This is a genomic window from Pseudomonas sp. (assembly GCF_030690725.1).
In the GTDB taxonomy this organism is placed as follows: Bacteria; Pseudomonadota; Gammaproteobacteria; order Pseudomonadales; family Pseudomonadaceae; genus Aquipseudomonas.
Genome location: NZ_JAUYGD010000065.1, coordinates 92693 through 104945, shown reverse-complemented (window position 1 = coordinate 104945; position 12253 = coordinate 92693). Strand labels below are relative to the sequence as shown.

The window sequence follows — 12253 nt, the reverse complement described above, 5'->3', positions numbered from 1 at the left end:
ATAGAGAAGCTCAATTGCCGCCGCCTTCCTGTGTGGGAAAAGCCGGGCTATGATGTCGCCCATCTTTTGCTTACGAACTCGGAGACTTTCCATGAGCGAATTCATCACCAATGTCAGCGATGCCAGTTTCGACCAGGATGTTCTCCAGGCCGAGGGTCCGGTGCTGGTCGACTACTGGGCTGAGTGGTGCGGCCCGTGCAAAATGATCGCGCCGGTGCTCGATGAGATCGCTCAGACCTATCAGGGCAAACTGAAAGTCTGTAAGTTGAATATCGATGAAAACCAGGACACCCCGCCTAAGTTCGGTGTGCGTGGCATCCCGACGCTGATGCTGTTCAAGAACGGCAATGTTGAAGCCACTAAAGTTGGTGCACTGTCCAAGTCGCAACTGGCAGCCTTCCTCGACAGCAACATCTAAGTTGCGCTGAGACGGCAGCAAGCCCTGAAAGCCCTGCACATTGCGGGGCTTTTTTCTGTCTGGGCGCTAGACGTATGAATAAAACCGGTGTTACATTCGGCCTCGCTGCATTTCCTATGCAGCCCCCTGCAAGCCGTCGCCGACGCATTCCTATTCGAATCTTTCGATATACAAGCAGGCGATCAAGTCGCCTTCTCAGCGGCGCGGCCTCCCAAGCTAAATAGCTTATTCCCCTCCTTCATGATTACGTCATTCCTATGAATCTGACCGAACTCAAGCAAAAGCCGATTACCGAACTGCTGGAACTCGCTGAACAACAAGGCCTGGAAAACATGGCCCGTTCGCGCAAGCAGGACGTGATTTTCTCCCTGTTGAAAAAACACGCTAAAAGCGGTGAGGAAATCTCCGGTGATGGCGTGCTGGAGATTCTCCAGGACGGTTTCGGCTTTCTCCGCTCTGCGGATGCCTCGTACCTCGCTGGCCCCGATGACATCTACGTCTCGCCGAGCCAGATCCGCCGCTTCAACTTGCGTACTGGCGATACCATCGTCGGCAAGATTCGCCCGCCGAAAGAAGGCGAGCGTTACTTCGCGCTGCTCAAGGTTGACACGATCAACTACGACCGCCCGGAAAACGCCAAGAACAAGATCCTGTTCGAAAACCTGACGCCGCTGTTCCCCACCAAGCGTCTGGTCATGGAGGCCGGTAACGGCTCCACCGAGGACATCACCGGCCGGGTGATCGACCTCTGCGCCCCGATTGGCAAAGGCCAGCGCGGCCTGATCGTCGCACCGCCGAAAGCCGGCAAGACCATCATGTTGCAGAACATCGCGGCGAACATCGCGCGCAACAACCCCGAGTGCCACCTGATCGTTCTGCTGATCGACGAGCGCCCGGAAGAAGTGACCGAAATGCAGCGCACCGTGCGCGGTGAAGTGGTTGCCTCGACCTTCGATGAGCCGCCAACCCGCCACGTGCAGGTTGCCGAAATGGTGATCGAGAAGGCCAAGCGCTTGGTCGAGCACAAGAAGGATGTGGTCATCCTGCTCGACTCCATTACCCGTCTGGCGCGTGCCTACAACACCGTGATCCCAAGCTCCGGCAAAGTGCTCACCGGTGGTGTTGACGCCCACGCCCTGGAGAAGCCGAAACGCTTCTTCGGCGCCGCGCGTAACATCGAAGAAGGCGGTTCGCTGACCATCATCGCCACCGCGCTGGTAGAAACCGGCTCGAAGATGGATGAAGTGATCTACGAAGAGTTCAAAGGCACCGGCAACATGGAGCTGCCGCTGGACCGTCGTATCGCCGAGAAGCGTGTGTTCCCTGCGATCAACATCAACCGCGCCGGCACCCGTCGCGAAGAACTGTTGACCGCCGATGACGAACTGCAGCGCATGTGGATTCTGCGCAAGCTGCTGCACCCGATGGATGAGATTGCCGCCATCGAGTTCCTCACCGACAAGCTGAAAGCGACCAAGACCAACGAAGAGTTCTTCCAGTCGATGAAGCGTAAGTAAGAGGATCTACTGCGCTCGGTGATGCTGCGTTAAAAACAGACTCAAAATGCTCATGTACAAAAGTACACTCCGCTTTTTCGTCTGTTTTTGCCTTGCCTGACCTTCGCTCGCTACGATCCTAAACATACGCACTCTACAAAAGCCGGGTAAGCCCGGCTTTTGTGTTCCTGGGTATTGGCTTTCCCTTCTGAAAGACCCAGTTCGGCGCTAAACTTTGCGCCCCTATTGCTCGGCCCGAAACGAGGCATCTGCATGCAGTATCGTGACCTGCGCGATTTTATTCGCGGTCTGGAGACGCGCGGCGAACTCAAGCGCATTCAAACGCCGGTTTCCCCTGTGCTGGAAATGACCGAAATCTGCGACCGCACCCTACGTAAAGGCGGGCCGGCGTTGCTGTTCGAAAACCCCACAGGCTTCGATGTGCCGGTGCTCGGCAACCTGTTCGGCACGCCCAAGCGCGTGGCCTTGGGCATGGGTGCGGAAGAAGTCAGCGAGCTGCGTGAAATCGGCAAGCTGCTGGCTTTTCTCAAGGAGCCCGAGCCGCCGAAAGGCCTCAAGGACGCCTGGAACAAGCTGCCGATCTACAAGAAGGTGCTGAGCATGGCGCCCAAGGTGCTGAAGGATGCACCGTGCCAGGAAGTGATCGAAGAGGGCGACGATGTCGACCTCGGCAAGCTGCCGGTGCAGACCTGCTGGCCAGGCGATGTCGGCCCGCTGATTACCTGGGGCCTGACCATTACCAAGGGTCCGAACAAGGAACGGCAGAACCTCGGCATTTACCGCCAGCAGGTGATCGGCCGTAACAAGGTGATCATGCGCTGGCTTAGCCACCGTGGCGGCGCCCTGGATTTCCGCGAGTGGTGCCAGAAGTACCCGGATCGCCCCTATCCGGTATGCGTCGCCCTCGGCGCCGATCCGGCAACCATTCTCGGTGCCGTCACCCCGGTGCCCGACAGCCTTTCCGAATACGCTTTTGCCGGTCTGTTGCGCGGCCACCGCACCGAGCTGATCAAGGCCCGTGGCAGTGATCTGCAGGTGCCGGCCAGTGCTGAAATCGTCCTCGAAGGGGTGATCCATCCGGGCGAGACCGCGCCGGAAGGGCCGTACGGCGATCACACCGGTTACTACAACGAGGTCGATACCTTCCCGGTGTTCACCGTCGAGCGCATTACCCGTCGGCAAAAGCCGATCTACCACAGCACCTACACCGGTCGTCCGCCGGATGAGCCGGCGATTCTCGGCGTGGCGCTTAACGAAGTCTTCGTGCCGATCCTGCAGAAGCAGTTTCCCGAGATCATCGACTTCTACCTGCCGCCGGAAGGCTGCTCGTATCGCATGGCGGTGGTGACCATCAAGAAGCAATACCCCGGTCACGCCAAGCGCGTAATGCTCGGTGTGTGGTCGTTCCTGCGACAGTTTATGTACACCAAGTTCGTTATCGTCACCGACGACGATATCAACGCACGGGACTGGAACGACGTGATCTGGGCAATTACCACGCGCATGGACCCCAAGCGCGACACGGTGATGATCGACAATACGCCGATCGACTACCTCGACTTCGCCTCGCCGATCTCCGGCCTGGGTTCGAAGATGGGCCTGGACGCCACCCATAAATGGCCCGGCGAAACCAACCGCGAGTGGGGCCGAGCTATCGTTCAGGATGAAGCGGTCAAGCAGCGCGTCGATGCGCTGTGGTCTGAGCTGGGAATTGATTGATGAAAGTCACCCTGAATCCTTCAGGTGCCGTGCTTGACGTGCAGCCCCGCGAGCGCATCCTCGATGCCGCGCGGCGTCTGGGTTATGACTGCCCGCAGAGCTGCCGCAATGGCAATTGCCATATCTGCGCGGCGCTGCTGGTTGAAGGCCGCGTGCAACAGGGTGGGGTTGAGCTGACTCACGGCGAGCTGTTCACCTGCCTGGCCGAGCCGCTGCAAGACTGCGTGCTGCACTGGGATGGCGTGCTCGCCCCCGGCGAGCTGCCGGTGCGTGAGCTGGCCTGCCAGGTTGTCGCCTGTGATGAGCTGGGCGGCGATGTGTTTCGCCTGCGGCTGAATACGCCGGCCGGCAAGGCGCCGCGTTACCACGCCGGGCAATACCTGCTGCTGCAGCGCGATGGTGACGATTACGCGGCGTTCTCCCTGGCCTCGGCGCCACATCGCGGGCGTGAGCTGGAGCTGCATGTGCTGGCCCGCGATGAGGCCACGGTTGCGCTGATCGCCCAGCTGCGCCGTAGCGGCCTGGTGCGGGTGAAGATGCCGTTCGGTGATACCCACCTGGCCGAGCTGCCGGCTGGGCCGCTGGTGCTGATCGCCGCCGGTACCGGCATGGCGCAGATGCACAGCCTGATCGAACACTGCCGCGCTGCCGGTTTCGTCCATCCGGTGCACCTGTACTGGGGCGCACGGCGTCCGGAAGACTTCTACGAACTGGAACATTGGGCGCAGTGGCAGCAGGTGCCCAACCTGTTCCTGCATCAGGTGGTCAGTGATCAGTGTGGCTGGCAGGGCCGTTGTGGTCTGCTGCACGAAGCGGTGCGTGAAGACTTCGCTGACCTCAAGGCGCTGCATGTCTATGCCAGCGGTTCACCGGCGATGGTCTACGCCACGCTGGATGCTTTGGTCGACGCCGGCATGGATGCCCATCAGATGCGCGCGGATGTATTCGCCTACGCGCCGCGCAGTTAAACTGCACGGCCAGCGGGTGCTGACCGCGTCAGCGTCTAATAACGCCAGCCGGCGTTGATCATCAGTAGGTTATCGTTATTGCCGGGCTGGTTCTGGTAGTCGGCAATATGCAGCAGGCTGCCTTTAAAGCTGAGCTGCCAGGCGGGCAGTTCATAGCGCATGAACAGCTCGTATTCCATGTGTCGACCATCGGCCTTGAACTGCATGTCCACCTTGTCCCAGCTGACGCTGTTGTCGGCGTTCAGGCGCGTGGGCATCTGCACTGAGGTCTTACCGTCGCGCAGGCGTAGTGGCTGGTAGACCAGTGCGCCGTACTGCAGCTGTGGGTTGCTCTGGCCGAGCACGCCAAGGGTGAAACTGTCACTGCGCAGGCGCCCGGATTCGAGCCAGCGCCCTCCGTCCAGCTGGCTCAGGCCGCTGTTGTAGCGGCCAAACAGCTGCCAGTGCTCGTTCAGCGGTAGGCTCAGGTTGAGCCCGCTAAACCAGGTTCTTGTCTGACCTTGGCCGATCCAGGCTTCGCCCTGGCTACCCAACAGGCGTTGCTGCTCATTCAGTAGGCCTAGTTGCAGGCTGACATGCATGCCGCTCTCGGCGCGGTAGGCCCATTCTGTTTGCAGGCTGTGTTGCTGTTCGTCACTGTTGCGGTCGCTGAAGCGTTCGCTGGCGTTGCTGGTCTGCACCTGCACCGCGCTGTGCCAGTTTTCATCTAACTGCCAGTGCAGGCCGGTACCGCTAGCTGGGTTGTCCAGGCTCAGGTAGGGGTTGCTAAAGGCGCGGGTCATACTGCTGTTCTGCAGGAGTGGTTGCATGCGCAGCAGGCCTTGGCTCCAGGAGGTATCGGTGTTCAGGCTGGCGCTGAGGGCGCTGTCCTTGCCCAGGCTCTGCCAGGCTTGCACATTGCCCAGTGCGGCGAGGCCGCTGTCCTGGCGAGTGGCGCTGTAGCGCAGCTGCAGGCCATTACCTGCATCCATCTGCTGGCTGCTGTGCTCCTGCTCCAGGCGCTGCAGGTAGCTGCCGGTGTCGATGCGGCTGTGGCTGGCTTGCGGCTCCTGCTGCAGCACGCTGGCGTTGACCAAGAATGGCGCATCCAGGCTGTCCTTGAGCACCAGGTCGACCTTGCCCAGCGAGGCGCGGAGTGCATTACCCAATGCAGGGCTTTCGCGTAGGCGTGCCTGGTCGAGTGTGATGACTTCGCCGCTGCTGGCTTCGATCAGCAGCCCGCCAATCGGGTTGCTGGCGGCTTGCAGATCAAGCAGACCCTGACCGTAAGTGGCGCTATCGGCGTAGATCCCGCTCTTGTTGGCCGAGACCAGGGTACGTTCTGTGATCTGTGCGGCGCTGAGGGTCGGGAACAGGTCCATCAGCAATGCCAGGGCACCGGATACATGTGGTGCGGCCATGGAGGTGCCACTCTTGTAGCCGTAACCATCGCCGGGCACGCTGGAGTACACCCAACTGCCGGGCGCGGCCAGGCACCAAGCCTGGGCGTCGCCGCAGCGGTGCGAGCCATCGGAAATCCGCCCGTCCTCGCGGATATTCACTACCGCCAGCCACTGCCCCTGCAGTTCGGGCGCGATGACCGGCAGTGCGGCATAGAGGCTGCTGTTGCCGGCGATGCTGGTGTCGCCTGTGGTGTTGTTGCCGGCAGCAAAGACAAACACGATGCCGGCCTGTTGCGCCTCGCGGTACAGGGTGGCTACTGAGTTGCGGTAGTAGTTGCGGTCATTGGCATCGAGGTCGGCCAGAGTGCGTGAGCGGTAGCCGCCCTCGGCGACATTTACCCGTTGCCCCCAGCTGTTGTTGGAGATACGTGCGCCCAGCTCGATCTGCCGGCGTAGGGCGTCACGGGTGTCTAAGGTTTCGCTGCCCTCCACGCCGTCATGCAGGTATTTGATCGGTAGAATCCGTGCCTCTGGAGCCACGCCATGCATGCCTTGGCCGTTGCGGGCAGCGGCGATAGTGCCGGCGACATGGGTGCCGTGGCTGTCGCCATCGGTCATGCGCGGGCCACCGGTGCGCACCACATCACCGCCAGGAGCGATGTTATTGCGCAGGTCGGGGTGGTCGATATCCACGCCGGTGTCGACCACTGCCACGGTCACTCCCGCACCTGTGGCGCCACGTGCATAGGCGTGCTCGGCCTTGACGGTGGCCAGGCCCCAGCTGGCATTGAATTCGGCAGTACGAAACTGTGCCGGGTCAACGGGCTGTGGAGCAGGGGCGGGCTCCGGTGGGGTCGGCTCCGGTTCCGGCTGTACGGGGGGCGGGGCTGGAGGAGCAGGCGGCTGCGGCGGCGTAGGCGGTACCGGGTTAGGCGCTGGCGGTGCGGGTTCGGGAGCCGGAGGAACAGGCGGCTGCGGAGGAACAGGCTGCACTGGGTTGGTCGCTGGTGGCACGGGGGCTGGTTGGGGTGTAGTTGCTACGCTGCTGCCAGCGCTGGAGCCGCCGGACGATTGGCTGGCGGCGATGGCCCCTGCCAGTACGCTGCCGGCGAGCAGCAGCTGATTGCTGCGCCGAGTAAACCAGCTGATGCGTTCCTCTTGGCTGGCCTCGGCCAAGTCTGCCAGTAGTGCCTGGCGCTCGGCACTGGCGTCTTCACCGAGATAGCGCATCAGCTGCTCGCGGTATTCGGGGAAGATCTCCAGCATCGGTACCAGCTGTGAAGGCAGCCCAGCATCTGGCATCTCATAGATACGGATAAACTCACGCTGGATTTCTGCTGGCAGTTCGGCGGGTGGCATGGGCGCCGCCCAGCACAAAGTACTCAGGCCAGAGCTAATGGCCAGCGCCAGAAGTGCAGGTCTGCTGTGTTGTGCGATTCGAGAAAAGGCCATGCCAGTTGTCCGCCAAAAAGGGGCGGATTCTAGGTCGTGCTAGAAAGCCGACTGTGCGCTGAGTCGCGCTACGAGTGCTCTGGTCTAGGCCAATGTCATCTTTGTGTGCCAAGCATGCGTTGGCGCACAAGATGACCGAATGGTTCTGCAAATAGGCTGTGATTAATGTCGGCCTGGCGGGTTTAGCGCACCTGCACCACCACCTTGCCCACGGCCTTGCGCTGGCCGAGGGTGTTGATCGCCTCAGCAGCCTGCTCCAGTGGGAAGGTCTGCGAGACCAGCGGCTTGAGTTTGCCTTCGGCGTGCCAGGCAAATAGCTGTTGGAAGTTGGCCGCGTTGTCCTGCGGTTGGCGCTGGGCGAAGGAGCCCCAGAATACCCCGACCACGGCTGCGCCCTTGAGCAAGGTCAGGTTGACCGGCAGCTCGGGGATGCGCCCACTGGCGAAGCCCACCACCAGCAGGCGGCCGTTCCAGGCGATTGAGCGAATGGCTGCATCGAACAAGTCGCCACCCACCGGGTCATAGATCACGTCCGCGCCCTGGCCGCCGGTCAGGCGTTTCACTTCGTCCTTCAGGTTGCTTTCGCTGTAGTTGATCAGCTCATCGGCGCCGGCGGCCTTGGCCACTTCGAGCTTTTCTGCGCTGCTGGCGGCAGCGATCACTTTGGCGCCCATGGCCTTGCCGATTTCCACGGCGGCCAGGCCGACACCACCGGATGCGCCGAGTACCAGCAGGGTTTCCCCCGGTTGCAGGTTGGCGCGTTGTTTGAGGGCGTGCATCGAGGTGCCGTAGGTCATGCCGAAGGCGGCGGCGCTGGCAAAGTCCATGCTCGCGGGGATCGGCATAACGTTGTAGCCGGGCACCGCCACTTCTTCGGCAAAGCTGCCCCAGCCGGTCAGGGCCATCACCCGGTCGCCGACTTTCAGGTGGCTGACTTTTTCACCGACGGCGGTGACCACGCCAGCTGCTTCGCCACCTGGAGAGAAGGGGAAGGGCGGCTTGAACTGGTATTTGCCTTCGATGATCAGCGTGTCGGGGAAGTTGACCCCGGCCGCATGAACTTCCAGCAGCACTTCGTTCTTCTTCGCTTCGGGGCTGGCGATTTCTTCCAGTACCAGGGTTTCGGCGGGGCCGAAGGCTTTGCACAGCACGGCTTTCATCGGGCTTTTCCTCTGCGGTTAATGGCCATGCAGTGTAGGTGCGGGCGGTGCCCGGTCAACGAGCATGCCTGTGCCTGATAGCTATGCATAAGCTTGGGGCTTGGGCCGCTGCCTGACTGTGGCTATGCTAGGGGCTGAACTCTTGAGGAATACCGCCTGTGAAAGCCTGGATCGCATTGTTGTTGGCCCTGTCCCTGCCCTTGGCGGCACACGCCTCTGAAGATAAAGAAGCCAAGGCGGCGGTGCCTGCCGTGGCCTATGTCTCGCTGTTTCCTGCGCTGGTGGGGAATTTTGGCGAGGGGCCGAAGCTCAAATTCTTCAAAGCCGATATTTCCCTGCGGGTAACTGGGGCAGATGTCGAGGCGAGGGTCAAACACCACGACCCGCTGATCCGTAATCAACTGGTCATGCTGTTCTCCCAGCAGACAGAAGAAGCCATGGCGGCCCCGGGTGCTCGCGAAACCTTACGCGCCGAAGCGCTCAAGCAGGTGCAGGAAGTGCTTACCCAGGAGGAAGGCAAGCCGCTGGTGGAAGACCTGCTATTCAATAACCTGATTATTCAATAAGCCCACATGCAGCAGGCGCTGCGCCATTTCAGCGCAGCGCCAGTACGGCTGCCCATTCCTCGGCGCTGACTGGCATCACCGACAGGCGGCTGCCCTTCTGTACCAGCGGCAACGCCAGCAGCGCACTCTGCGCCTTCAGTTGCTCCAGCGGGATCACCCGCTTGAACGCCTCGACAAACGCCACATCGACCGCGCTCCAGGGGTTCTTGGTAGCGCTGGCCTTGGCATCGAAGTAGTGGCTGCCAGGCTCTAGCGCGGTGGGATCGGGGTAGTGTGCCGAGGCGATGCGGGCGATTCCGGCAATGCCTGGTTCTGGGCAGCTGGAGTGATAGAAGAAGAACAGATCACCCGGCTGCATACTGCGCAGGAAGTTGCGCGCCTGGTAATTGCGCACGCCATCCCAGCGTGCCTGCTCCAGGCGCTGCAGGTCGTGGACCGAGAGTTCGTCGGGTTCTGACTTCATCAGCCAATAAGGCATGAACTTTGCTCCTGTGATTCAGTCCGTTAGCGGGCAGGTGCTATTTGCACGGGTAGTGCCCGGCGTATTGCAGTGTTGCAGCCGGCGCGTGTGGATGGCAGCCGCTGTTGGACCTATAAAAATAATCGCCGCGAATACAGCGTGCGCTATGCCTTTAAGGGGGAGGCATTCGATGAAACGTAAACCCGATGTGTTGTTGATTTTGGTAATACTGTTCAGCCTGGGTGTGGTCACTACCGGTTATACCCAGAGTTTGTGGGATCGCCAGGCTGATACGCCGGTCACTCAGTCGCAAGCGGCTGGTTGAACCTGGTACGTACCGCAGGGAGTGCGGTACAGCCTTTATAGCGGCTTGATTCAATACCACGCTTTGTCCGTCACTGTGCCTTGCAGTGGCACATCCCAGCTGGCCATCGCCAGTCGATCTACCTGCTGACACTCATGCGCCAAGCCCAGTAATGTCGGTTTGTGCCAATTTTTGCGCAATGCGCGATATGCCAGGCTGCGGTCATAAAACCCTCCGCCCATACCCAGGCGCGCGCCGTGGCGGTCGAAGCCGACCAGCGGTAGCAGCACTAGATCCAGTGTCCAGACCTTGCGTTGCTGTTTGCAGTTGCGCCGAGGCTCGTAAATACCGAAGCGATTTTTCTGCAAGCGCTCACCCATACGGATGCGTTGAAACACCATCTTGCTACGCGGCCAGGGGCTGAGCACCGGCAAATAAGTCGCTTTGCCGCGTTGCTGCGCGGCACGCAGCAGGGGGCGTGGGTCAATCTCGCCGTCATTGGGCAGGTACAGGGCAATCTGCCGCGCGCGGCGAAACACTGGGTGCTGCGCCAGCTGTTTATACAAGCCGTGGGCGGCTTGGCGTTGAGCGTGGCGGCTGAGTGTGCGGCGCTGTACGCGCAGATGGCGACGTAATTGCGCGCGGCTTAGGGCTGAGGTATCGAGCATGGGTTGTTGCTGTAGCGATCGCCGCGGAAGGGCAACCGGCTGGAAAGAATGACTCCCCGACGTGCCGCTGTCGGCTTAGCCCTTGAACCCGAAAGTTCAAGGTGGAGGTTGCAGGAGGCGTTAAGGCTTTCCGTCAAGCGGACATGCACACCGGCTTCAACGTGCAACCTCCGGGGTTGTGCGAATCGGCTCAGGGACATCACCAACTGGCGCACACTCCAGGGAGCGGTAGCCAGTATACCCGAAAGCATCGGCACGCAATCAGCTGCCTTGCTCATCGGCATCCCGAGCCAGAGCGCTGTCGACTCGATTGAGCAGGCTACGCACCTGGTCGCGGTTGGCGCCGGCCTGTTGGTCAAGGTGTTGCTGTTTGTGTAGCAGGTCATGGGTGATGTTCAGGGCGGCCATCACCGCAACGCGGTCGGCACCGATCACTTTGCCGCTTGAGCGGATCTCCCGCATCTTGCCGTCCAAGTAGCGCGCGGCGCTTTCCAGGTTGCTGCGTTCATCGCTCGGACAGGCGATGCAATATTCTTTGTCCAGAATTTGGACGGTCAAGGTATTCGACTGGGTCATTAATCCTGCTCCAGGGCTTTGAGGCGCGAAATCATGGATTCGACCTTATGCCGGGCCATTTCGTTCTTTTCAATTAGATGGGCGCGTTCTTCGCGCCAGGCCTTTTCGCTTGTCAGAAGCTGTCGGTTTTGCGCCTTGAGCTGTTCGACGCGCTGGATCAGCAAGTCCAGCTTGGTCGTAAGAGCCTGCAGGTCGACGTCTTCCATGGTTCTCTACTCGTACTAGGTGAGTGGGCTGGCAGGTGAAAAATAGCGTCTTTAGGGTGTCTTCGACAGTGCCGGGTGGTGCGCGGCGCAGTTGCATGCCAGTGTGGGGCAGAACGGCACGCTAGAGGTTGATGCATTTCACCCACGGATCACGACGCGGCAATCTTTGCGTTGGCTGGGCGGGCTCCATCGAGCCGCCCGCATAGTCTTGGCACGCCTGCCGGTGCTAGGATACAAGGCCTCCATTCTAGTGATCGCGCAGCTTTGCGCCTAGTTATCTATGCCAACTTCAAATTCGCCGTACTCCGCGTTTGCCGCCCTGCTTGCCAGCAGCGGCCACACCATTTCCCCTGCCGAGTTGCATGGTCTGTTGCTCGGTCGCAGCTGTGCTGGTGCGGGCTTTGAAATCGACTCCTGGCTGGTGGATGCCGCCGAGCTGCTCGGTGCTGCGCCGGAAGACACCGTGCGCCAGGCGCTGATCGGCCTGCAGGAAATGGTCAAGGGCGAGCTGACCAGCAACGATGTCACCGTGGTGCTGTTGTTGCCCAGCGACGATGCGCCGCTTAGCGAGCGTGCCGTGGCTCTGGGACAATGGTGCCAGGGCTTCCTTGGCGGCTTCGGTCTGACTGCCCGCGACAGCGCCCTGAGCGCGGAAGCCATGGAAGTGCTGCAGGACCTCTCGGCGATTGCCCAGGTGCAGAACGCCCTGGACGAATCCGATGATGGCGAGAACGATTACATGGAAGTGATGGAATACCTGCGTGTCGCGCCGTTGCTGCTGTTCAGCGAGTGCGCCAAACCTGTGGTCGCCGCGGCGAAGCCGTCGCTGCATTGATTTTCATGCAATAGAAGTGGAC

13 protein-coding genes and 1 other RNA gene are annotated in these 12253 nt (G+C 60.9%); 7 read left to right on the top strand and 7 right to left on the bottom strand.

What is annotated here, in order from left to right; all coding sequences use genetic code 11:
- Positions 1-91: 91 nt before the first annotated feature.
- The 4 genes from trxA to Q8O69_RS15930 all read left to right on the top strand — a co-directional run bounded on the left by trxA (position 92) and on the right by Q8O69_RS15930 (position 4622).
- Complete coding sequence (gene trxA / locus Q8O69_RS15945) at positions 92-418, top strand: thioredoxin TrxA (RefSeq protein ID WP_090241426.1); 327 nt, start codon at positions 92-94, stop codon at positions 416-418.
- A 257-nt stretch (positions 419-675) separates the two neighbouring features.
- On the top strand, positions 676-1935 hold the full coding sequence (gene rho, locus Q8O69_RS15940) for a transcription termination factor Rho (protein WP_090254678.1): 1260 nt from the start codon (positions 676-678) through the stop codon (positions 1933-1935).
- Between the two features lie 252 nt (positions 1936-2187).
- A complete protein-coding gene (gene ubiD, locus Q8O69_RS15935) occupies positions 2188-3654 on the top strand; it encodes a 4-hydroxy-3-polyprenylbenzoate decarboxylase (RefSeq protein WP_305593229.1) in 1467 nt (488 codons plus the stop codon).
- The gene (locus Q8O69_RS15930; RefSeq protein ID WP_305593228.1) at positions 3654-4622 is read left to right on the top strand and encodes a CDP-6-deoxy-delta-3,4-glucoseen reductase; all 969 of its coding nucleotides are present in this window, start codon (positions 3654-3656) and stop codon (positions 4620-4622) included. Before ubiD ends, Q8O69_RS15930 begins: the two co-directional genes overlap by 1 nt.
- A gap of 35 nt (positions 4623-4657) precedes the next feature.
- Here the strand turns inward: Q8O69_RS15930 and Q8O69_RS15925 are convergent, their stop codons facing one another.
- Both Q8O69_RS15925 and Q8O69_RS15920 read right to left on the bottom strand, forming a co-directional pair.
- A complete protein-coding gene (locus Q8O69_RS15925; RefSeq protein ID WP_305593227.1) occupies positions 4658-7363 on the bottom strand; it encodes a S8 family serine peptidase in 2706 nt (901 codons plus the stop codon).
- Positions 7364-7638: 275 nt separating this feature from the next.
- The gene (locus tag Q8O69_RS15920; RefSeq protein WP_305593226.1) at positions 7639-8616 is read right to left on the bottom strand and encodes an NADPH:quinone oxidoreductase family protein; all 978 of its coding nucleotides are present in this window, start codon (positions 8614-8616) and stop codon (positions 7639-7641) included.
- Between the two features lie 158 nt (positions 8617-8774).
- On the opposite strand from Q8O69_RS15920, the gene Q8O69_RS15915 reads away from it, so the two are divergent.
- Entirely contained in the window at positions 8775-9182 is a 408-nt protein-coding gene (locus Q8O69_RS15915; protein ID WP_275962130.1) for a flagellar basal body-associated protein FliL, read from the top strand.
- A gap of 28 nt (positions 9183-9210) precedes the next feature.
- On the opposite strand, the gene Q8O69_RS15910 is transcribed toward Q8O69_RS15915, so the two are convergent.
- Complete coding sequence (locus Q8O69_RS15910; protein WP_305593225.1) at positions 9211-9660, bottom strand: EVE domain-containing protein; 450 nt, start codon at positions 9658-9660, stop codon at positions 9211-9213.
- Between the two features lie 172 nt (positions 9661-9832).
- Here Q8O69_RS15910 and Q8O69_RS15905 point away from each other — a divergent pair, with 172 nt between their 5' ends.
- Positions 9833-9967 (top strand): hypothetical protein, encoded by a 135-nt coding sequence (locus Q8O69_RS15905; protein ID WP_256665141.1) that lies wholly within the window; start codon positions 9833-9835, stop codon positions 9965-9967.
- Positions 9968-10017: 50 nt separating this feature from the next.
- Here the strand turns inward: Q8O69_RS15905 and Q8O69_RS15900 are convergent, their stop codons facing one another.
- From Q8O69_RS15900 to Q8O69_RS15885, 4 genes are all read right to left on the bottom strand, one after another.
- Positions 10018-10614: a 5-formyltetrahydrofolate cyclo-ligase gene (locus Q8O69_RS15900; RefSeq protein ID WP_305593224.1), complete on the bottom strand. Its 597-nt coding sequence runs from the start codon at positions 10612-10614 to the stop codon at positions 10018-10020.
- A gap of 49 nt (positions 10615-10663) precedes the next feature.
- A non-coding RNA gene (ssrS, locus tag Q8O69_RS15895) (6S RNA) lies at positions 10664-10842 on the bottom strand.
- A gap of 33 nt (positions 10843-10875) precedes the next feature.
- Positions 10876-11190, bottom strand: a complete 315-nt coding sequence (locus Q8O69_RS15890; RefSeq protein WP_090254691.1) for a cell division protein ZapA — start codon at positions 11188-11190, stop codon at positions 10876-10878.
- Positions 11190-11396 carry a TIGR02449 family protein gene (locus Q8O69_RS15885; protein ID WP_090254694.1) on the bottom strand — a complete coding sequence of 69 codons (207 nt, stop codon included), beginning with the start codon at positions 11394-11396 and terminating at the stop codon, positions 11190-11192. Before Q8O69_RS15885 ends, Q8O69_RS15890 begins: the two co-directional genes overlap by 1 nt.
- Positions 11397-11676: 280 nt before the next feature.
- Between Q8O69_RS15885 and Q8O69_RS15880 the strand changes: the two genes are divergently transcribed.
- Entirely contained in the window at positions 11677-12231 is a 555-nt protein-coding gene (locus Q8O69_RS15880) for a YecA family protein (protein ID WP_305593223.1), read from the top strand.
- Positions 12232-12253: the final 22 nt, after the last annotated feature.

Coding starts and splice junctions, on each gene's coding strand:
- Q8O69_RS15910 (WP_305593225.1), bottom strand. CDS start 9,660: ATGCCTTATTGGCTGATGAAGTCAGAACCCGACGAACTCTCGGTCCAC.
- Q8O69_RS15930 (WP_305593228.1), top strand. CDS start 3,654: ATGAAAGTCACCCTGAATCCTTCAGGTGCCGTGCTTGACGTGCAGCCC.
- Q8O69_RS15900 (WP_305593224.1), bottom strand. CDS start 10,614: ATGCTCGATACCTCAGCCCTAAGCCGCGCGCAATTACGTCGCCATCTG.
- rho (WP_090254678.1), top strand. CDS start 676: ATGAATCTGACCGAACTCAAGCAAAAGCCGATTACCGAACTGCTGGAA.
- Q8O69_RS15920 (WP_305593226.1), bottom strand. CDS start 8,616: ATGAAAGCCGTGCTGTGCAAAGCCTTCGGCCCCGCCGAAACCCTGGTA.
- Q8O69_RS15890 (WP_090254691.1), bottom strand. CDS start 11,190: ATGACCCAGTCGAATACCTTGACCGTCCAAATTCTGGACAAAGAATAT.
- Q8O69_RS15925 (WP_305593227.1), bottom strand. CDS start 7,363: ATGCCACCCGCCGAACTGCCAGCAGAAATCCAGCGTGAGTTTATCCGT.
- ubiD (WP_305593229.1), top strand. CDS start 2,188: ATGCAGTATCGTGACCTGCGCGATTTTATTCGCGGTCTGGAGACGCGC.
- Q8O69_RS15905 (WP_256665141.1), top strand. CDS start 9,833: ATGAAACGTAAACCCGATGTGTTGTTGATTTTGGTAATACTGTTCAGC.
- trxA (WP_090241426.1), top strand. CDS start 92: ATGAGCGAATTCATCACCAATGTCAGCGATGCCAGTTTCGACCAGGAT.
- Q8O69_RS15885 (WP_090254694.1), bottom strand. CDS start 11,396: ATGGAAGACGTCGACCTGCAGGCTCTTACGACCAAGCTGGACTTGCTG.
- Q8O69_RS15880 (WP_305593223.1), top strand. CDS start 11,677: ATGCCAACTTCAAATTCGCCGTACTCCGCGTTTGCCGCCCTGCTTGCC.